Origin of the sequence: Rathayibacter sp. RFBD1, from assembly GCF_002932915.1 — a bacterium.
In the GTDB taxonomy this organism is placed as follows: Bacteria; Actinomycetota; Actinomycetes; order Actinomycetales; family Microbacteriaceae; genus Rathayibacter.
In genome coordinates this window covers 127,187-145,781 of record NZ_PSWQ01000019.1, presented here as the reverse complement: position 1 = coordinate 145,781, position 18,595 = coordinate 127,187, and the positions used below count along the sequence as shown (strand labels likewise).

Below are 18,595 nucleotides of genomic sequence, written 5' to 3'. Positions count from 1 at the left end.
TCTCCCCCGCGAACCGACCCCTCGAGGCCACCCATGACTCCCAGCACCCCGGGCGCCAAGCCCGTCATCTTCTCCGGCATGCAGCCCTCCTCCGGGTCGCTGCACCTCGGCAACTACATCGGCGCGCTGACCCAGTGGGTCGCGATGCAGGAGGACTTCGACGCCTACTTCTGCGTCGTCGACCTGCACGCGATCACGGTCCCGCAGGACCCGCAGCAGCTCCGCGAGCGCACCCGCGCGACCGCCGCGCAGTACATCGCCGCGGGCATCGACCCCGCGCGCTCGACCCTCTTCATCCAGTCCCACGTACCCGCTCACGCCGAGCTCGCCTGGGTCCTCAACACCCTGACCGGCTTCGGCGAGGCCAGCCGGATGACGCAGTTCAAGGACAAGTCGGCGAAGCAGGGCGCCGAGGCCGCCTCGGTGGGCCTGTTCACCTACCCGATCCTGATGGCGGCCGACATCCTGCTGTACCAGACGGACGCGGTGCCGGTCGGCGAGGACCAGCGCCAGCACCTGGAGCTCACCCGCGATCTCGCCGCGCGCTTCAACTCGCGCTTCGGCGAGACCTTCGCCGTGCCGGAGCCCCACATCGTGCGCGAGACCGCGAAGATCTTCGACCTGCAGAACCCGGGCGCCAAGATGTCGAAGTCGGCGGAGTCGGATGCGGGCCTGCTCAGCGTGCTCGACGAGCCGAAGGCGACCGCGAAGAAGATCATGCGCGCCGTGACGGACACCGAGTCGGAGGTGCGCTTCGACCGGGCGGCGAAGCCCGGCGTCTCGAACCTGCTGACGATCTACTCGGTCCTCGCCGACCGCTCCGTCGAGTCGCTGGAGCAGGAGTACGCGGGCCGCGGCTACGGGGACCTCAAGAAGGGCCTCGTCGAGGTGGTCGCCGCCACCTTCGACCCGATCCGAGCGCGGACCGCGGAGCTGCTCGCCGACCCGGCCGAGCTCGACCGGGTCCTCTCCCTCGCCGCCGACCGCGCGTCCGAGACCGCGGAGCGCACGCTCGCCGCCGTCTACGACTCCGTCGGCCTCCTCCGCCGCGTCCGCTGAGGCGGCCGTGCTGCGGCTCGCGCTCTTCGACCTCGACGACACCCTCTTCGCCCATGCCCGCGCTGTGCGGGAGGGGATCGTCGCGTACGCCGCCTCGCTCGGCGCCGCCTACGCCGGCGAGCCGGCCGACGTGCAGCGCCGCTGGCACCTGCTCGAGGAGGAGCACTACCACCGCTACCTCGCGGGCGAGCTCGACTACGAGGGCCAGCGCCGGGCGCGCGCCACGGACTTCGCCTCGGAGGCCGGAGTCGGGCTGACTCCCGAGGAGGCGAGCTCCTGGTTCCGCGGGTACCTCGAGCACTACGTCGCCGCCTGGACCCTCCACGACGACGCGCTGCCCGTCCTCGACCGGCTCGACGCCGCCGGAGTCCGCCTCGGCGTCATCACCAACGGCGTGCTCGACTTCCAGCGGGGGAAGATCGAGGGCACGGGCCTCTCCGGTCGCTTCGAGCACGTGGTCGCCTCCGGCGACGTCGGCGTCACCAAGCCGGACGCGCGGATCTTCGCGATCGCCTGCGAGCGGTTCGGGGTCTCTCCGGAGGAGGCCCTCTACGTCGGCGACCGGCTCGGCACCGACGCCGTCGGAGCGGCCGCTGCGGGCCTGCGCGGCGTCTGGCTCGACCGCGTCGGCGGTCCCGAGCACGGCCGCGAGCTGCCGCCCGAGGCGGTCGAGCTGGGCGTGCGCCGGATCGCTTCCCTGGACGAGCTGGACGCGCAGCTCGGGCTGTCGGCGGACTGAGTCCTCACCCGGTTCGGGTCTCGATAAGCCGCCTGCAGCGACTACCCGACAAGCATGCAGGTCCGAATTGCCGGGTCTCGATGAGCCGGCTGCGGCGACCACTCGACCAGCATGGGGATGCCCGAACCACCCCGTTGCGAGACCCCCTGCGCCGTCATCGGAACGACGAAGCGCCCCACCCGACCCGAGGGTCGGACAGGGCGCTTCACCGTGAACGGACGCACATCATCCGCTCGCCGCACGAGGCGAACGGGGAGAACGCGTGTCAGTGTTGTCCCCTAACCGGACGGAACCCGCTCCCCGAGACGCGACCACCTCGATGAGCCGACCGCGCCGCGGCAGGCAGGGACTGCCGCGGAGAAAACTACTGCACGTCCTCGTCGATCCAGTCGAAGGTCTTGGTGACGGCCTTCTTCCAGAGGCGGTACTGGCGGGCGGCCTCGTCCTGGTCCATCTGCGGGGTCCAGCGCGAGTCCTCCTGCCAGTTCTGGCGCAGGTCGTCGAGGTTCTCCCAGAACCCGACCGCGAGACCGGCCGCGTAGGCCGCTCCGAGCGCGGTGGTCTCCGCGACGACCGGTCGGACGACCGGGACGCCGAGGATGTCGGCCTGGAACTGCATGAGCAGGTTGTTGGCGATCATGCCGCCATCGACCTTGAGCTCCTGCAGGGGGACGCCGGAGTCGGCGTTGACCGCGTCCAGGACCTCGCGGGTCTGGAAGGCGGTCGCCTCGAGCGCGGCGCGGGCGATGTGGCCCTTGTTGACGTAGCGGGTGAGGCCGACGAGGGCTCCGCGTGCGTCGGAGCGCCAGTAGGGGGCGAACAGACCCGAGAAGGCGGGCACGAAGTACGCGCCTCCGTTGTCCTCGACCGTGGCGGCCAGCGCCTCGACCTCGGGGGCCGAGCCGATGAGGCCCAGGTTGTCGCGCAGCCACTGGATCAGCGAGCCGGAGACCGCGATCGAGCCCTCGAGCGCGTAGTGCACCTCGCCGTCGCCGAGCTTGTAGCCGATGGTGGTGAGCAGACCGTTCTTCGAGTGGACGATCTCGGTGCCCGTGTTGAAGATCAGGAAGTTGCCGGTGCCGTAGGTGTTCTTCGCCTCGCCCGGGTCGAACGCCGCCTGGCCGAAGGTCGCGGCCTGCTGGTCGCCGAGGATGCCGGCGATCGGGACCTCGCGCAGCAGCGACGACGACTCGACGTGGCCGTAGACCTCGGAGGAGGAGCAGACCTCGGGGAGCATCGACTTCGGGACCCCGAAGGCCTCGAGGATGTCGTCGCGCCACTCGAGGGTCTCGAGGTCGAGGAACAGGGTGCGGGAGGCGTTGGTGACGTCGGTCTTGTGGACGCCGCCGTCGATGCCGCCGGTCAGGTTCCAGAGGACCCAGGTGTCCGTCGTGCCGAAGATCAGGTCGCCCGCCTCGGCCTTCTCGCGAGCACCCTCGACGTTCTCGAGGATCCAGACGATCTTGGTGCCGGAGAAGTAGGTCGCGAGCGGGAGGCCCACGATCGACTTGAAGCGGTCAGCGCCCTCGTCGCCCGCGAGGCGGTCGACGATCGACTGGGTGCGGGTGTCCTGCCAGACGATCGCGTTGTAGACCGGCTTGCCGGTCGTCCTGTCCCAGACGACAGCGGTCTCGCGCTGGTTGGTGATGCCGACGGAGGCGATGTCGTGGCGGGTCAGGTCGGCGCGGGAGAGAGCCTGGCCGATCACCTCGCGGACGTTGTTCCAGATCTCGATCGGGTCGTGCTCGACCCAGCCGGCGCGCGGGAAGATCTGCTCGTGCTCCTTCTGGCCGGTGGAGACGATCGATCCCTTCTTGTCGAAGATGATCGCGCGGGACGACGTGGTCCCCTGGTCGATAGCGATGACGTAGTCAGCCATGAATGATTACTCCTTCGTAACGGGGGTGAAAGGAAGCGCGGCGGTCTAGAGGACCGGGAGCAGCACGAGCGAGGCGAGGCCCGCGAGCACTCCACCGACGATCGGGCCGGCGACGGGCACCCAGGCGTAGCTCCAGTCGCTCGAGCCCTTGCCCTTGATCGGCAGCAGCGCGTGCGCGATGCGGGGGCCGAGGTCGCGGGCGGGGTTGATGGCGTAGCCGGTCGGGCCGCCGAGGGAGGCGCCGATCGCGATCACCAGGATGGCGACGGGCAGCGCGCCGAGCGCGGCCAGACCGCCGTCGCCCTGACGTCCGCCGCCGAAGCCGATGACGACGAAGACGAGGACGAAGGTGCCGATGACCTCGGTGACGAAGTTCCAGCCGTACGAGCGGATCGCCGGGCCGGTCGAGAAGACGCCGAGCTTGTTGGCCGCGTCGGGCTCCTCGTCGAAGTGCTGCTTGTAGGCGAGCCAGCAGAAGACGGCACCGAGGATCGCACCGATCATCTGGGCGAGGATGTAGACGAGGATCGAGACGATGTCGACGGGCACGCCGGAACCGAACTCGGTCGCTCCACTCGCGACGAGGCCCAGGGTGACCGCGGGGTTGAGGTGCGCTCCCGAGTTGTACGAGACGATCACACCGGCGAAGACCGCGAAGCCCCAGCCGATGTTGACCATGAGGGTTCCGCCGTTGAGACCCTTGCTCTTCACGAGCGCGACGTTGGCGACGACACCGCAGCCGAGGAGCACGAGCATGGCCGTTCCCACGACTTCGGCGAGGAAGACCACTCCGAGATTGTCCACGTTGACCTTTTCCTTTTCGTAAGACGGACGCGCACAGGCGTCCGCGGCGGGCTTCGATGCCCGACGGTGTGAAGTTATCGGCGCCCTGTCCTAGCGACAAGGAACGGCGCGTGCACGTTTGTGCGTTGTCACGACGAAAGCCCCGGTCGAGGTGATCCTCGGTCCGGGGCTTCCGTCGATCCGCGCCTGATCGCCGATCAGGAGGCGGGCACGGCCGTCGGGGTCTGCACCGAGGTGCCCCCGACGTCGACGCCGTTGTACTCCTTGAGGTGCGCGATGGTCGCGTCGACCTCCGACGCGCGGGCGGCGTCGTCCCAGCCCAGCACGGCGCCCGTGTGCTCGGCGAGCTCCTCGAGGAGCTCGCGGCTCAGGCCGCCCGTGAAGGCGTGGTTGGTGCGGCGCATCACCAGGTCGATGAGGTGCACCACGCTCTCGCGCTGGGCGAGGTAGCGGATCTCACCGGTGGTGAAGTCCTTGTCGAAGTCGAGCGCCTCGTCGTGTCCGTCGGCCAGGGCCTCGATGACCTCCTGCGCGCGGGTGCCGTAGCGCTCGAGCAGCTGGCCCGTGCGGGCCGAGGAGAGCCCGGAGCGGTGCTGGCTGATCCACTGCGCGCGGGACGCGTCGGTGCGCGGGAAGCCCTTGCCGCCTCCGATGGGGGTCTTCACGGTGGAGACGCGACGGGTCACGCCGATCCGCTTGAAGACCTCGTTCGAGAGGTGCTCCGACAGGGCGCGGAACGTCGTCCACTTGCCGCCGACCAGGCTGAGCACGGGCGAGCCGTTGCCGGGGAGCGTCGAGGGCTCGATGCGGTAGTCGCGGGAGACGAAGCCCGGGGCCTCGTCGTCGTGGCGGGGCAGCGGGCGGATGCCGGAGAACTTGAAGACGATCTGCGAACGGTCCACGCGGATGGCCGGGAAGACGTGGTTGACGAGCTCGAAGAAGTAGTCGATCTCCTCCTCCGTGCACACCGCCGGCTTCGTGGGGTCGGCGTCGATGTCGGTCGTGCCGACCATCACGCGGCCCTTGAGCGGGTAGATGAGGACGATGCGTCCGTCGCTGTGCTCGAAGAACATCTCGCGACCCTCGCAGGCCTCGACCAGCTCGGGGTTGTCGAGCACGATGTGCGAGCCCTTGGTGCCGCCCATGAATTTCGTGGACGTGCCGAGGGCCGTGTTGGTGAAGTCGGTCCACGGTCCGGAGACGTTGACGACGACGTCCGCCGCGAAGGTGAACTCCTCGCCGGACTCGCGGTCGCGGAGGACGACGCCCTTCTCGTCGGCGCCGACGGCCTCGACGTAGTTGGCCGCGCGGGCCTTCCTGCCGCCGATCAGCGCGTCGTGGAGCACGTCGAGCGCGAGGCGCTCGGGCTCGTGCACGGAGGCGTCGAAGTAGGTGGCGGTGTACTTGATCTTCGGGTCGAGCTTGGGGAGCTCGTTCAGCGAGCGCTTGCGCCCGTGGAACTGGTGGCGCGGGACCGTGCCGCCGTCGCGGGAGAAGAAGTCGTACATCGTGAGGCCGACCTTGATCAGCAGCGCACCGCGCTCCTGCGGCTTGCCCGACTTGTGGGTCAGGAAGCGCAGCGGAGCCGCGAGGATGCCCGAGAACGTCGAGTAGATCGGGATCGTCGTCTGCAGCGGCTTCACGTAATGGGGAGCGATCTTCAGCAGGCCGTTGCGCTCGTGCACGCCCTCGTTGACGAGTCGGAACTCGCCGTTCTCGAGGTAGCGGATGCCGCCGTGGATCATGTGGCTCGAGGCGCTCGAGGCACCGGAGACGTAGTCGCCGCGCTCGACGAGGGCGACGTCGACGCCGTTGAGCGCGAGCTCGCGGAAGGTCCCGATGCCGTTGATGCCACCGCCGATGACCAGGACCGTGGCGCGGGGGTTGTCGCGGAGAGCAGCGACGCTCTCGCGCAGAGCGGAGTTTCCGGGAGTTCCGTCGGACTGTGCCACTTCGTACTCGCCTTCGTGTCGTAGGGGTGTCGTCGAGGCCTCCGCACCAGCGTGCACCGGGGAGATGACCGATTGATTTCGCGGAGGAATACAGCCATCCTTGACCCGACAACACATCCGGTCAAGACGGGTGGAAATCCGTGCAGGGAGCGCTATGACCCCGGTGAGACCGGTCGTCGAACTCGACGAGACGACCCACGCGACCCATCCCGACAAGACGCGGGACGCGCTGCGTGCGGCCCAGCTGTACTACATGCAGGATCTGACGATGGACGCGATCGCGCACGAGCTGCACACGTCGCGCTCCTCCGTCTCGCGCCTGCTCTCGCACGCCCGGGCGACCGGCCTGGTCGACATCCAGATCCGCTCCCCCCTCGACCGGGCGAGCGCCCTCTCGGCCGAGGTGCGGTCCCACTTCGACATCACGGCGCACATCGTGCCGGTGCCGGACCACACCAGCGAGATCGACCGGCTCGAGCGGGTCGCCCTGTCCGCAGCGAGGATCCTCGGGCAGTTCATCGACTCGAACATGATCGTCGGCATCGCCTGGGGCTCCACGATGAGCGCGATCAGCCGCCACCTGATCGCCAAGGAGACGCACAACACGCAGATCGTGCAGCTGAACGGCGCCGGCAACACCGAGACCACGGGCATCAACTACTCGAGCGAGATCCTCCGCCGCTTCGGCGACGCCTACGCGGCGAAGGTCCAGCAGTTCCCGGTGCCGGCGTTCTTCGACGACCCGACCACCAAGCAGGCGGTGTGGCGCGAGCGCTCCACCCGACGGGTCCTGGAGCTGCAGCAGCGGATGGACGTGGCGCTGTTCGGGCTCGGGTCGCCGTTCGCGGCGGTCCCCTCGAAGGTCTACATCGGCGGCTACCTGGAGCCGAGCGACTTCACCTCGCTCAGCGGCTCCGGGGTCGTTGGCGATGTCGCGACGGTGTTCTACCGGTCCGACGGCAGCTGGGACGACATCCCCATGAACGAACGTGCAAGCGGTCCGGACCTCTCCACCGTGCGCCGCGCGTCGCGCCGGATCTGCGTCGTCTCGGGCGCCTCGAAGCTGCCGGGCCTGCGCGGCGCCCTGGCGGCCGGCCTCATCACCGACCTCATCCTCGACGAGGGAACGGCCCGCGCCCTCATCTCGGACTGACGTCCGCGCTCCCCTCCCTCTCCCCCGCCGCGAGATGCCACTTGTGACGCTTCCGTCCGGCGTGTCGCCAGCACAGGTGGCATCTCGCGAGGGTCGTCAGAGCGCGAGCGCGCGGCGGACCCGGGCGGCGGTGGCGTCCGGGTCGAGCATGCCCGAGGCCCGCACTCGGACGACCCGGTAGCCGAGGGCCTCGATCGCTTCGATCCGGGCGATGTCGCGCTCGTACTGTGCACGATCGGTGCGGTGGTGGTCACCGTCGTACTCGACGACGACGCGCGCGATCCGGTAGAGCATGTCGACCCGAGCGACGAAGCACCCGTCGGCATCGGACAGCTCCACCTGCAGCTCCGGCTCGGGAAGCCCGGCCCTGACCAGCAGGAGCCGCAGCAGGGTCTCGCGGGGCGACTCCGCCCCGACCCGGAGGTGGCCCGCTGCTTCGCGTGCTCGCCGGCCGCCACGCCCGCGGAACCGCGCTGCACGCTCCGTGAGGACCGGGAGGTCGACCCGCAGGCCGCGCCTGCGTCCCTCGTCATCAGGGAGGACGATCGCGTCGCCGAGGACGATGAGCTCGTCGAGACGGCGGGAGTCGGCCAGGTGGCAGAAGGTCGAAGCGGGGTCGGCTGCCGGGTATCGCGTTTGCACCACGGCGACCGCCTCGTCCCAGAGATGGTGTGACCGCACGCCCACCCGTCGGGCGGCTCGCATCGGAGGAGCGACCGAGACGTCGAGCGGACTCGTCGCGGTCATCCGCCGATCCGGCAGGCCCAGCAGATGCGCTGCCGTGCCGTGGGAGAAGAACTCGCCCGGCCGCATCACAGCGGAGAATGCGGCGATCCGCTCGTCGACATCGGCCGGCTCAAGCGCTGCACGGGCTCCCCGGAACACGGCGACCGGGTAGTCCCGGACGAGACCGTGTCGCGACTGCCCGCTCGTCGATGCATTCATGACCCCGGGGTGCTGCTGCTCGCTCATGCCCCGCAGGGTGCCCGATCCGCCGCCCACCCCGCTCGCGTTCTCCACACCCCCTCCTGCGAGATGCCACCTGTGAGGGCGACACGCCGGAGGAGACCGTCACAAGTGGCATCTCGCGGAAGGGGAAGGGTGAGGCGAGAGCGCGTCAGGACTCGCGGGCGTGCGCGTCGAGGAACTCGTAGACCTCGGCGTCGTCGATGCCGGGGAAGGTCCCCGACGGCAGCGGCGCGAGCACGTGCGCGTGCAGGCGCGCGCTCGGCCAGGCGTTGCCGTCCCAGCGCGCGGCGAGCTCCGACGGGGCACGTCGGCAGCAGGACTCGTCGGGGCAGCGGGAGAGCTCGCGGCGGTCGGTGTCGCGGCCTCGGAAGAAGCGGGCCTCGGCGAACGGGACGCCCACGGTGATCGAGAACTCCTCGGTGGCGGTCGTGCCGGTCTGCGACGCAGACCAGAAGGTGCCCGCCGGGGTGTCGACGTACTGGTAGTACTCCGTCGTCCGGTTGGTCCGGGTGAACGCGGAGCGCGCCGACCAGTAGCGGCAGACCACCTGGCCCTCGACGGCCCCGGTGACGTCGGTCGGCAGCGGCAGCCCGTCGTTCTCGTAGGCCTTCTGGATCGAGCCGTCTCCCAGCACCCGCAGGAAGTGCATCCGGATGTCGAGGTGCGAGGTGAGCAGGTTCGTGAAGCGCAGGGCGGCGGCCTCGTGGGTGACGCCGAAGCCGTCGCGGAAGTCCTCCACCGAGATGTCCCGCTCGCGCTTCGCCTCCTGGAGGAACGCGACCGCCGGCTCCAGCGGCATCAGGCAGGCGGCGGCGAAGTAGTTGATCTCGAGGCGCTGGCGGAGGAAGTCGGCGTAGGTCACCGGCCGCTCGTGCCCGAGGAGGCGGTGCGCCATCGCCTGCAGCGCCAGCGCCCGCAGGCCGTGACCCCCGGGGATCGAGGCGGGCGGGAGGTAGATCCTGCCGTTCGCGAGGTCGATCACCGAGCGGGCGGAGTGCGGCAGGTCGCCGACGTGGATGATCTCGAAGCCGAGGTGCCGGGCCATCTTCGAGACGGAGCTGTGGGTCAGTGCTCCTCCGCGGTGCCCGACGGTCCGGAGCATCTCGCCCGCCACCTCCTCGATCTCGGGCAGGTAGGAGCTGCGCTCTCGCAGCTGGAGCCGCTGGGCGGTATTGGCCCGGCGCGCCTCCTCCGGTGTGGCACTCGCCTCGCTCCGGCGACGGGCGAGCTCGCGGTAGACGCCGAGGAACGCCTCCAGCACGGGCGTGCTCAGCCCCTTGTTGACCTTGAACTCGGGCAGGCCGAGCGAGCGGTACAGCGACCCCTTCTGCACGCGCGCCAGCTCGATCTCCAGCGCGGCCCGCTCGCTCGGCGGCTCGTCCGAGAGCAGCGCCGCCAGCTCGACGCCGAGCGCGGCCGCGAGGCGCTGCAGGAGGGAGAGGCGCGGCTCGCGGCGGCCCGTCTCGATCAGCGAGAGCTGGCTCCCCGACACGTCGACGCGCTCGGCGAGCTGCCCGAGGGTCAGTCCGCGCCGGGTGCGGAAGTGGCGCAGGCGCTGCCCGAGCAGCACGGCGTCGGAGCCCGGGGCGGGTGTCGAGGGATCGGTCACGGCGAGCTCCAGCGGTCGGTTGTGACGAAAGCGCAAAAAGACGGTTTCTTGACCGCCTCAGCGCCGGGAATACCTTCTGATCCTCCTCCATCCTGGCTTCGGGCGCCACTGAGCGCCCCTCCCGGCCTGGCCGGCCTCTTCCCGGCTGCGGCCGGCGACTCCCCACCCCCGTCGACGACGACCACCGAAAGCGGAGCCAGCATGAGCATCTACAGCAACACCGTCCGACTCGAGCCGAGCACCATGACCGCGCCGACGTCCGTCCCCGCGCCCGTCGTGCCGCCGGCGCCCCTCGCCCTCCGCCGCTGGGTGCGCGAGACCGCCGCGATCCTCCAGCCCGACGCGATCGAGTGGAGCGACGGCTCCCCCGCGGAGTGGTACCGCCTGACCGAGCGGCTCGTCGCCTCCGGCACGCTCCTCCCGCTCAATCCGGAGTGGCGGCCCGGCTCGTTCCTGGCCCGCACCGACCCGGACGACGTCGCCCGGGTCGAGGACCGCACCTTCATCTGCACGACCGACGAGGCCGACGCGGGACCGACCAACAACTGGCGCGAGCCCGCCGCGATGAGAGCCGAGCTCGCTCCCCTCCTCGACGGAGCGATGCGCGGACGGACGATGTACGTCGTCCCGTTCTCGATGGGGCCCGTCGGCGGTCCGCTCTCGCAGCTGGGCGTCCAGGTCACCGACTCGGCCTACGCGGTGCTGAACCTGCGGATCATGGCGCGCGTGGGCTCCGAGCCGCTCGCCGCCTTCACCGAGGAGACCCCGTTCGTCCGCGGCGTGCACACCGTGGGGCTGCCCCTCCGCGACGCGGACGGCGTCACCCGCGAGGACGTCGCCTGGCCGTGCAGCCCCGTGAAGTACATCACCCAGTTCCCGGAGACGCGCGAGATCGTCTCGTACGGCTCCGGCTACGGCGGCAACGCCCTGCTGGCGAAGAAGTGCTTCGCCCTGCGCATCGCCTCGGCGATGGGGCGCGAGGAGGGCTGGCTCGCCGAGCACATGCTGCTGATCCGCATCGTCTCGCCCGAGGGACGGCGCTACCACGTCGCCGCCGCCTTCCCGAGCGCGTGCGGCAAGACCAACCTCGCGATGATGCAGCCCGCGATCCCCGGCTGGCGGGTCGAGACGCTGGGCGACGACATCACCTGGATGCGCCGCGGCGAGGACGGACGCCTCTGGGCGATGAACCCGGAGACGGGCTTCTTCGGCGTCGCTCCCGGCACCGGGGAGAGCTCGAACCCGAACGCCGTGCAGACGCTCTGGGGCAACACGATCTTCACCAACGTCGCGCTCCGCGAGGACGGCGACGTGTGGTGGGAGGGCCTGACCGACGAGGTACCGGAGCGGCTGACCGACTGGCGCGGGCAGCCGTGGACGCCGGCGTCCGGCACGCCCGCCGCGCACCCCAACTCCCGCTTCACCGCGCCGGCCGCGCAGTGCCCGTCGCTCTCCGCCGACTGGGACGCCCACGAGGGCGTGCCGCTGGACGCGATCGTCTTCGGGGGCCGACGGGCGAGCAACGTCCCGCTGGTCACGCAGGCCACCTCGTGGCAGCACGGCGTCTTCCTGGGTGCGACCGTCGCCTCCGAGAAGACCGCGGCCGCGGAGGGCACGGTCGGGGAGCTGCGCCGCGATCCGTTCGCGATGCTCCCCTTCTGCGGCTACAACATGGCCGACTACTTCGCGCACTGGCTCGCGATCGGCGCTGAGCTCGGCGATGCGGCGCCGGCGGTGTTCCAGGTCAACTGGTTCCGTAAGGACGCGGGCGGCGAGTTCCTCTGGCCCGGCTTCGGCGAGAACGCGCGGGTGCTGCAGTGGCTCGTCCGCCGCCTGGAGGGGCTGGCGGAGGCGCGGCGGAGCCCCCTCGGCGACCTGCCGGTCGCGATCAACACGCACGGGCTCCTGCTCTCCGCGGCCCAGAAGGAGGAGCTGTTCTCCGTCCCGGTGGAGGCGTGGCTGGAGGAGTGCGCGCTCACGGAGGAGTTCTTCACGCGGTTCGGCGACCGGCTGCCGCCGGAGCTGACCGCCGAGCTCCAGGCCCTGCGGCTCCGGCTCCTCGCCGAGAAGCTGCCGCTGGCGGCCTGATCCCCCTGACCGAGCCGGCTCCGGCCGGACACCCCTGTGGCCCGCGGGCGGATCATCCCCCTTTCCTCGCACCCCCGCGGGTCCACTCCCCCCCTTCCGCTCCCACGACGACGGGCACCATGACCGACCGCATCACGCTCCGCTTCCTCGCCTCCCCGCAGGACGCCACCGCCGACGGCCGCAGCGCCCAGGCCGGCCGCGTCCTCGAATGGATCGACAAGGCCGGCTACGCCTGCGCCGTGGGCTGGAGCGGCGGCTACTGCGTGACGGCGTACGTCGGCAACGTCCACTTCACCCGGCCCATCTCGGTCGGCAACCTGATCGAGGCGACCGCCCGCGTCATCCACACCGGGCGCACGAGCATGCACGTGCTGGTGCAGGTCGCGCAGGCGGATCCGCGGACCGGCCTCTACGAGGACGCCACGCACTGCCTCCTCGTGTTCGTGGCCGTCGACGACGAGAAGAGGCCGCGGTCGGTCCCGGAGTGGCGGCCCCGCTCGATCGAGGACCTGTCCCTCGCCGAGGGCGCCGCCGCGCGCATCGAGGGCCGCCGGAGGCTGCATGACGTGATGCGCGCCCAGGAGTACACCGAGGAGGGCACCGGTCCGCGGATCGTGTTCCGCTTCCTCGCGGCACCGGGAGACGTCAACTGGGGCGGCAACGCCCACGGCGGGATCGTGATGCGCTGGATCGACGAGGCGGCCGACGCGGTCGCGCAGCGCTGGACCGGCCGCGACGCGGTGGCCGTCTACTCCGGCGGGATCCACTTCTACCGTCCGGTGCGCATCGGGCACCTCGTCGAGGTGGAGGCGCGCCTCATCCACACGAGCGCCCGGAGCATGCACCTGGCGGTGCACGTGCGCTCCGGGGACCCGCGGACCGGTGAGCTGGAGCTGACCACGCAGTGCCGGAGCGTCTTCGTGGTGCGGGGCGCCGACGGGGCGGCCGAGCCGGTCCCGCCTCTCGAGCCGCGGACCGAGGAGGACCGGCGTCTGGACGCCCATGCGCGCGAGCTGATCCTCCTGCGCGCGGCGCTGCCGCCGCTCCCGCTCGCGGGGACGGCCGGCGCTAGGGTCGGAGCGTGAAGCTGCCGATCCTCGTCCTCAACGGCCCGAACCTGAACCTGCTCGGCACCCGCGAACCCGAGCTCTACGGCTCGGACACCCTCGCCGACGCCGTGGCGCTGGCGGCGGAGGCGGCCGAGCGGCACGGCTTCACGGTCGAGACCTTCCAGAGCAGCTCGGAGGGCGCGATCGTCGACCGGCTGCACGCGGCTCGCGGCTCCGTCTCGGGAGTGGTGCTCAACGCCGGGGCGTACACGCACACGTCGATCGCGATCCGCGACGCCGTCCTCGCGACCGAGCTGCCGATGGTCGAGGTCCACGTGAGCAACGTGCACCGGCGCGAGCCGTTCCGGCAGCACTCCTACCTCTCGGACGTCGCGATCGCCGTGATCGTCGGCGCCGGGATCGCCGGCTACGGCTACGCGGTGGACGTGCTCGCGCGAGCGGCGGAGAAGCGATGAGCGGCCTCGGACGCTCCTTCGGCAGCGCGGTCGACGCCTACGACCGCGGGCGGCCCTGCTACCCCGACGACGCCGTCGACTGGATCGTGGGGCACGCCCCCGCGCGAGTGGCGGGTGCCTTCCTCCCGGAGCGGGCCCGCGCGGCGGGAGCCGACGCCTCCGATCGGCTGCGCGCCGTGGACCTCGGCGCGGGAACGGGCAAGTTCACCGCGTCGCTCGCGTCCCGCGGCCTCGCCGTGACCGCGGTCGAGCCCGACGCGGAGATGCTCGCGCGGCTCGCCTCGAATCTGCCGGGGGTCCGCCCCGAGGAGGGGACGGCCGAGGCGATCCCCGCCGCGGACGCCTCCGCGGAGCTCGTCACCGCCGCGCAGTCGTGGCACTGGGTCGACGCCGAGCGCGCGGGAGCCGAAGTCGCCCGCGTCCTGGTGCCGGAGGGCGTGCTCGCGCTGGTGTGGAACATCCGCGACGAGTCGGTCCCCTGGGTGCGCCGGCTCGGCGAGGTCGCCGGAGCCTCCACCGCCGAGCGCTTCGAGACGCTCCGGCCGCCGCTCGGCTCCGCTCTCGAGCGGGTGGCGTTCGCGGCCTTCGAGTGGTCCTTCGAGCTGGACCGAGCCGGGGTGCGGGACATGTTCGCGTCCCGCAGCTCCGTCATCGCGATGCCCGACGAGGAGCGCGCCGCGGTCCTCGCGGCGGTCGACGCCGTGGTGGACGAGGAGTCGGGCGGGAGCGGGACCGTCGCGATGCCGTACTCGACGCGCGTGACGATCGCGCGCCGCTCCTCCTCCGCCTGACTCCGCGCCGCGCGCCGCGGACCGCCCCGCCCGCCGACTACCCTCGGAGGGCGCCGCACCGGCGCGAGCACCGAGAGCACGAGGAGAGACGCACGTGAGCATCATCGCCGCCGCAGACGGGTCCGCACTGGGCAACCCCGGCCCCGCCGGCTGGGCCTGGTACGTCGACGACGAGCGCTGGGCCGCGGGCGGCTGGTCGCACGGCACGAACAACATCGGCGAGCTCACCGCGGTGCTCGAGCTGCTGCGCGCGACCGCGCAGGAGGAGGAGCCGCTGCACATCCTCTGCGACAGCCAGTACGCCATCAAGGCCTGCACCGAGTGGCTGCCGGGCTGGAAGCGGAAGGGCTGGCGCAAGGCCGACGGCAAGCCGGTGATGAACGTCGAGATCATCAAGGCGCTCGACGAGGAGCTGCAGGGCCGGGCCGTCACCTTCGAGTGGGTGAAGGGGCACGCCAACCACCGGATGAACGAGGCCGCCGACGTCCGCGCCCGAAGCGCCGCGACCGCCTACCAGCGCCGGCAGCCCGTCGACGCCGGACCCGGATGGCCGACGGCCGCCGCCGCGCCCGCCGCGGCCGCTGCGCCCCCCGTCGAGGACTCCGCCACCCTCTTCTAGCCGCGTTCCCCCTGGGGCAGCCGCAGCAGCCCCGTCGCCACCAGCTCGCGCACCCGCGGCAGCACCGAGTCGGACACCGCCTCCTCCTCGACCTGGAGGAGCGAGGCGACCGCCGCCGCGATCGCCGCCACCGAGAGCTCGCCGTCGCAGGCGCCGACCACGGCGGCGAGCGCCGTGTCGACCTCCTCGACCCGGGCGAACCCGCCGCCCTGCCGCAGCCGCAGCACCGTCGGATCGTCGTTGCCCGGCCAGTAGTGCCGCTCCTCCGTGACGTCTCCGGCGACGACCAGGGCGAGACCCGCCAGAGCGCGATCGTCGAGCGACGCGAGGGCCTCGGCCGCGTCGAGGCAGGCGGCGAGGTGGCCGCCCAGGCCCGCGGTCGCCATCGGCGTGGTGATGCGCTCGAGGCGGCGGATCGGCGGGCGGGGCTGCTCGGGCAGGCGGAGCGTGACGTAGCCGAAGCCGACGCCGGTCACCCCGCGCCGCTCGAAGTCGGTCAGCCAGGCGTCGACCAGCGCGTCGAACGCGGGGCCGCGAGTCGTGCCGCCGTCCCGGATCCAGGTCTCGGCGTAGACCGCCGGATCCTGACGCTCGCGCTCCACGACCCAGACGTCCAGCGGAGAGGCGGTCCCGCCCATCCAGGCGTCGAGCCCCTCGGGCCCCGCCTCGAGCGCCTGCTCCAGCGGGCTGCGGGCGTCGGCGAGCCAGTCCGCGATCCGGTCGAAGGCGTCCGCGCCCTCCCGGTACTCCCAGTTCCCCAGGAGCTGCGCGACACCGCCGGGCACCAGGTGCTCGGCTGCTCCGAGGATCACGCGACGCACGATCTCGTCGCCCTCCAGCCCGCCGTCGCGGTACTCGTAGGAGGGGACGCCCTCGGCTCGCGGCGTGATGACGAACGGCGGGTTCGTGACGATGTGGTCGAAGCGCTCCCCCGCGACCGGCTCGTAGAGGCTGCCGAGGCGGAACTCGATGTTCTCGATCCCGTTGAGCGCCGCGGTGAAGGAGGCGAGCGCGAGCGCGCGCTCGGAGATGTCGGTGGCGACCACCTGCTCGGCGTGGCGGGAGGCGTGCAGCGCCTGGATCCCGCAGCCGGTCCCCAGGTCGAGCACGCGGCCGACGGGCCGCTGGATCATCAGGCCGGTCAGCGTGAGGCTCGCGCCGCCGACGCCGAGCACGTGGTCCTCGTCGAGCGCGCGGCCGAGGGCGAGCTCCCCGAGGTCGGAGGCGATCCACCAGGAGGCCGCGCCGCGCTGGTCGACCACGTCGTAGGGGCGCAGGTCGAGGGCCGCGGTGACGACGGCTCCGGCCTCGACGCGCACCAGGCCGAGCTCCACCGCCCCCTCCAGCGCGAGAGCGCCGAACGCCTCGTCCGCGTCGTCGGCCGAGACGGGATCGGCCAGGAGGAACAGGCGGGCGAGGGTGGCCAGCGCGTCGTGGTCGCCGCTGCGCTCGAGGGCGCGGCGGGCGGGGACCCGGTCGCCGCGGTGCAGCGCCTCGGCCGCTTCGTCGCCCCAGAGCCCCCGCACGGCGTCCACGCCGTAGCGGGCGCGGATCAGGTCGTCGCGCAGGAGGGCGATACGGGCTCGGTCGAACGGGTCTGCGGAGAACACCGCTCCATCCTCCTGCACACGGGTCGGCCACCGGGGCCGCCGCGGCCGTACGATCGAGGCATGCCGCTGACCGGAGAGTACGAACCCAGCACGTCCGAGTGGGCCCGCGAGCAGGCGGAGCTCTACGAGCGGACCGGCGGAGCCGAGGGGAACCTCCTCCGCGGCCGCCCCATCATCGTCCTGACCACCGTCGGCTCGAAGAGCGGGAAGCTCCGCAAGACCGCGCTGATGCGCGTCGAGCACGAGGGCGAGTACGTGGTCGTCGCGTCCAAGGGCGGCGCGCCCGAGCACCCCGTCTGGTACGGCAACATGCTCAAGGAGCCGCACGTCGAGCTGCAGGACGGGCCCGTGAAGAAGGACTACGCCGCGAGCGTGCTCGAGGGCGATCTGCGCGCGGCCTGGTGGGAGCGAGCGGTCGCCGCGTGGCCGGACTACGCCGAGTACCAGACGAAGACCGAGCGGCAGATCCCGCTCGTGCTGCTCACTCCCTGGTCCTGAGCGCGGCGGGCGGCTCGGCCCGTCGCTGAGGCGGCCGTCCTCCGGTCGAGGACGCGCCGCACGGCAGGCGCCTCACGCGGGCGGCGAGTCCAGCGGATCCGGTCCGGCCTCAGACCCGAGCCGCGATGAGGTCGAGCACCTTCGGGCTCGAGAGCAGCGCGAAGTGGCCGACCACCGAGACCGCGATGTTCTCGCGCGCCCCGGCGAGGCGGCTCCCTCCGGGGATGTACTGGTCGCGCATCCCGTAGATCGACGTGATGCGCGCGTCGGCCTCGCGCTCGGCCAGCAGGGTGCGGATCAGCGGGCGGTGGGGTGCGAACTCCCGGAGCGCCCGCGCCGGGGCGATCCGTGCGAGCGACGAGCCGTTGAACGGGGTCGAGACGGCGATCATCCGCTCGATCCGCCCGTCCTCGCGGTCGTCGACGACCATCATGTGCTTGCCGATCAGGCCGCCCTTGCTGTGCGCGACGACGACGACTCCGCGCAGATCGTGCTCGCGCAGGTAGTCCTGGCCGAGTCCGGCCGACGCGACGATCGGCCGCGTGTTGTAGCCGAGCGCGGGCAGCACGTGGATCGGATGGCCCGCCGCGTGCAGCCTCTCGGCGATGGGCCGGAGGAACTGCCACGTCTCGTAGATCCCGGGGATGAGCAGCACCGGAGCGCCGTCGCCGGACGCGTACCGCGACACGTCCCAGCCCTCCCGCAGGTGCACGAAGCGCGAGCCGTAGGCGTAGCGGTAGTCGCGGAGGTACGCGCGCCGCAGCGAGGTCGAGCGGCGCGGGCGGGCGGAGTCACGCGCCGGCATGGGCCCGCTCCAGCCCCGCGATGTCGAGGCGGCTCATCGCGAGCATCGCCTGCAGAGCGCGCGCGGACGCCTCGGGGTCGGCACCTCCGAGCAGACGCGGGAGGACCTCCGGCACGATCTGCCAGGACAGCCCCCAGCGGTCGCGGAGCCAGCCGCACCGGCTCTCCTCGCCGCCGTCCGCGATCAGGGCGTCCCACAGCCGGTCGAGCTCGGACTGGCCGCCGACGGTCACGACGATCGAGACGGCCTCGGTGAACGGGAACCGCGGCCCGGCGTTGATCGCCTGGAACCGCTGCCCGTCGAGCTCGAACGTCACCGACAGCACCTCGCCGGGCGACGGGGAGCCCTCCGGCAGCACCTGGCTTCCGGTGATCCGAGAGTTCGGCACCAGCTCCGTGTAGAAACGCGCCGCCTCCCCTGCGCCGTCGTCGAACCAGAGGAAGGTGCTGACCGCGCCCATCGGAGTCTCCGTCCTGCGCGGGAGGGTCTCCGCGG

17 protein-coding genes are annotated in these 18,595 nt (G+C 71.8%); 9 read left to right on the top strand and 8 right to left on the bottom strand.

Annotation, left to right across the window (positions count from 1 at the left end; all coding sequences use genetic code 11):
• Positions 1-33 precede the first annotated feature (33 nt).
• Together trpS and C5D50_RS09110 are read left to right on the top strand one after the other, a co-directional pair.
• Positions 34-1,059 carry a tryptophan--tRNA ligase gene (gene trpS / locus C5D50_RS09115; protein ID WP_104232840.1) on the top strand — a complete coding sequence of 342 codons (1,026 nt, stop codon included), beginning with the start codon at positions 34-36 and terminating at the stop codon, positions 1,057-1,059.
• A 7-nt stretch (positions 1,060-1,066) separates the two neighbouring features.
• Positions 1,067-1,798: an HAD family hydrolase gene (locus C5D50_RS09110; RefSeq protein ID WP_104283325.1), complete on the top strand. Its 732-nt coding sequence runs from the start codon at positions 1,067-1,069 to the stop codon at positions 1,796-1,798.
• Positions 1,799-2,162: 364 nt separating this feature from the next.
• On the opposite strand, the gene glpK is transcribed toward C5D50_RS09110, so the two are convergent.
• The 3 genes from glpK to C5D50_RS09095 all read right to left on the bottom strand — a co-directional run bounded on the left by glpK (position 2,163) and on the right by C5D50_RS09095 (position 6,433).
• Positions 2,163-3,677, bottom strand: coding sequence for a glycerol kinase GlpK (gene glpK / locus C5D50_RS09105; RefSeq protein WP_104226427.1), 1,515 nt, complete (start codon positions 3,675-3,677; stop codon positions 2,163-2,165).
• Between the two features lie 45 nt (positions 3,678-3,722).
• Entirely contained in the window at positions 3,723-4,433 is a 711-nt protein-coding gene (locus tag C5D50_RS09100; protein ID WP_244230707.1) for an MIP/aquaporin family protein, read from the bottom strand.
• 245 nt (positions 4,434-4,678) lie between these two features.
• Entirely contained in the window at positions 4,679-6,433 is a 1,755-nt protein-coding gene (locus tag C5D50_RS09095; RefSeq protein ID WP_258061232.1) for a glycerol-3-phosphate dehydrogenase/oxidase, read from the bottom strand.
• 154 nt (positions 6,434-6,587) lie between these two features.
• On the opposite strand from C5D50_RS09095, the gene C5D50_RS09090 reads away from it, so the two are divergent.
• Positions 6,588-7,586, top strand: a complete 999-nt coding sequence (locus C5D50_RS09090; RefSeq protein ID WP_104223198.1) for a sugar-binding transcriptional regulator — start codon at positions 6,588-6,590, stop codon at positions 7,584-7,586.
• 96 nt (positions 7,587-7,682) lie between these two features.
• Here the strand turns inward: C5D50_RS09090 and C5D50_RS09085 are convergent, their stop codons facing one another.
• Complete coding sequence (locus C5D50_RS09085) at positions 7,683-8,558, bottom strand: endonuclease domain-containing protein (RefSeq protein ID WP_219812363.1); 876 nt, start codon at positions 8,556-8,558, stop codon at positions 7,683-7,685.
• Between the two features lie 145 nt (positions 8,559-8,703).
• A complete protein-coding gene (locus C5D50_RS09080) occupies positions 8,704-10,164 on the bottom strand; it encodes a helix-turn-helix domain-containing protein (RefSeq protein ID WP_104223199.1) in 1,461 nt (486 codons plus the stop codon).
• Between the two features lie 243 nt (positions 10,165-10,407).
• On the opposite strand from C5D50_RS09080, the gene C5D50_RS09075 reads away from it, so the two are divergent.
• From C5D50_RS09075 to C5D50_RS09055, 5 genes are all read left to right on the top strand, one after another.
• Entirely contained in the window at positions 10,408-12,252 is a 1,845-nt protein-coding gene (locus C5D50_RS09075) for a phosphoenolpyruvate carboxykinase (GTP) (protein ID WP_104283327.1), read from the top strand.
• 119 nt (positions 12,253-12,371) lie between these two features.
• Positions 12,372-13,337 carry an acyl-CoA thioesterase gene (locus tag C5D50_RS09070; protein WP_104283324.1) on the top strand — a complete coding sequence of 322 codons (966 nt, stop codon included), beginning with the start codon at positions 12,372-12,374 and terminating at the stop codon, positions 13,335-13,337.
• A complete protein-coding gene (aroQ, locus tag C5D50_RS09065; protein ID WP_104283323.1) occupies positions 13,334-13,777 on the top strand; it encodes a type II 3-dehydroquinate dehydratase in 444 nt (147 codons plus the stop codon). The genes C5D50_RS09070 and aroQ overlap by 4 nt, the downstream gene beginning before the upstream one ends.
• Positions 13,774-14,568 carry a class I SAM-dependent methyltransferase gene (locus C5D50_RS09060; RefSeq protein ID WP_104283322.1) on the top strand — a complete coding sequence of 265 codons (795 nt, stop codon included), beginning with the start codon at positions 13,774-13,776 and terminating at the stop codon, positions 14,566-14,568. The genes aroQ and C5D50_RS09060 overlap by 4 nt, the downstream gene beginning before the upstream one ends.
• A 94-nt stretch (positions 14,569-14,662) precedes the next feature.
• Entirely contained in the window at positions 14,663-15,187 is a 525-nt protein-coding gene (locus C5D50_RS09055) for a ribonuclease H (RefSeq protein WP_104223203.1), read from the top strand.
• Here the strand turns inward: C5D50_RS09055 and C5D50_RS09050 are convergent.
• Positions 15,184-16,797, bottom strand: coding sequence for a methyltransferase (locus C5D50_RS09050; protein ID WP_104283321.1), 1,614 nt, complete (start codon positions 16,795-16,797; stop codon positions 15,184-15,186). The two genes, C5D50_RS09055 and C5D50_RS09050, sit on opposite strands and share 4 nt — an antisense overlap.
• Positions 16,798-16,857: 60 nt before the next feature.
• Between C5D50_RS09050 and C5D50_RS09045 the strand changes: the two genes are divergently transcribed.
• Positions 16,858-17,295, top strand: coding sequence for a nitroreductase family deazaflavin-dependent oxidoreductase (locus tag C5D50_RS09045; protein ID WP_104223205.1), 438 nt, complete (start codon positions 16,858-16,860; stop codon positions 17,293-17,295).
• A gap of 109 nt (positions 17,296-17,404) precedes the next feature.
• Here the strand turns inward: C5D50_RS09045 and C5D50_RS09040 are convergent, their stop codons facing one another.
• Both C5D50_RS09040 and C5D50_RS09035 read right to left on the bottom strand, forming a co-directional pair.
• Positions 17,405-18,100 carry a triacylglycerol lipase gene (locus C5D50_RS09040; RefSeq protein ID WP_104223206.1) on the bottom strand — a complete coding sequence of 232 codons (696 nt, stop codon included), beginning with the start codon at positions 18,098-18,100 and terminating at the stop codon, positions 17,405-17,407.
• A complete protein-coding gene (locus C5D50_RS09035; RefSeq protein WP_104232849.1) occupies positions 18,087-18,560 on the bottom strand; it encodes a VOC family protein in 474 nt (157 codons plus the stop codon). Before C5D50_RS09035 ends, C5D50_RS09040 begins: the two co-directional genes overlap by 14 nt.
• Positions 18,561-18,595: the final 35 nt, after the last annotated feature.

Coding starts and splice junctions, on each gene's coding strand:
- trpS (WP_104232840.1), top strand. CDS start 34: ATGACTCCCAGCACCCCGGGCGCCAAGCCCGTCATCTTCTCCGGCATG.
- glpK (WP_104226427.1), bottom strand. CDS start 3,677: ATGGCTGACTACGTCATCGCTATCGACCAGGGGACCACGTCGTCCCGC.
- C5D50_RS09100 (WP_244230707.1), bottom strand. CDS start 4,433: ATGCTCGTGCTCCTCGGCTGCGGTGTCGTCGCCAACGTCGCGCTCGTG.
- C5D50_RS09090 (WP_104223198.1), top strand. CDS start 6,588: ATGACCCCGGTGAGACCGGTCGTCGAACTCGACGAGACGACCCACGCG.
- C5D50_RS09085 (WP_219812363.1), bottom strand. CDS start 8,558: ATGAGCGAGCAGCAGCACCCCGGGGTCATGAATGCATCGACGAGCGGG.
- C5D50_RS09075 (WP_104283327.1), top strand. CDS start 10,408: ATGACCGCGCCGACGTCCGTCCCCGCGCCCGTCGTGCCGCCGGCGCCC.
- C5D50_RS09070 (WP_104283324.1), top strand. CDS start 12,372: ATGACCGACCGCATCACGCTCCGCTTCCTCGCCTCCCCGCAGGACGCC.
- C5D50_RS09060 (WP_104283322.1), top strand. CDS start 13,774: ATGAGCGGCCTCGGACGCTCCTTCGGCAGCGCGGTCGACGCCTACGAC.
- C5D50_RS09045 (WP_104223205.1), top strand. CDS start 16,858: ATGCCGCTGACCGGAGAGTACGAACCCAGCACGTCCGAGTGGGCCCGC.
- C5D50_RS09040 (WP_104223206.1), bottom strand. CDS start 18,100: ATGCCGGCGCGTGACTCCGCCCGCCCGCGCCGCTCGACCTCGCTGCGG.
- C5D50_RS09035 (WP_104232849.1), bottom strand. CDS start 18,560: ATGGGCGCGGTCAGCACCTTCCTCTGGTTCGACGACGGCGCAGGGGAG.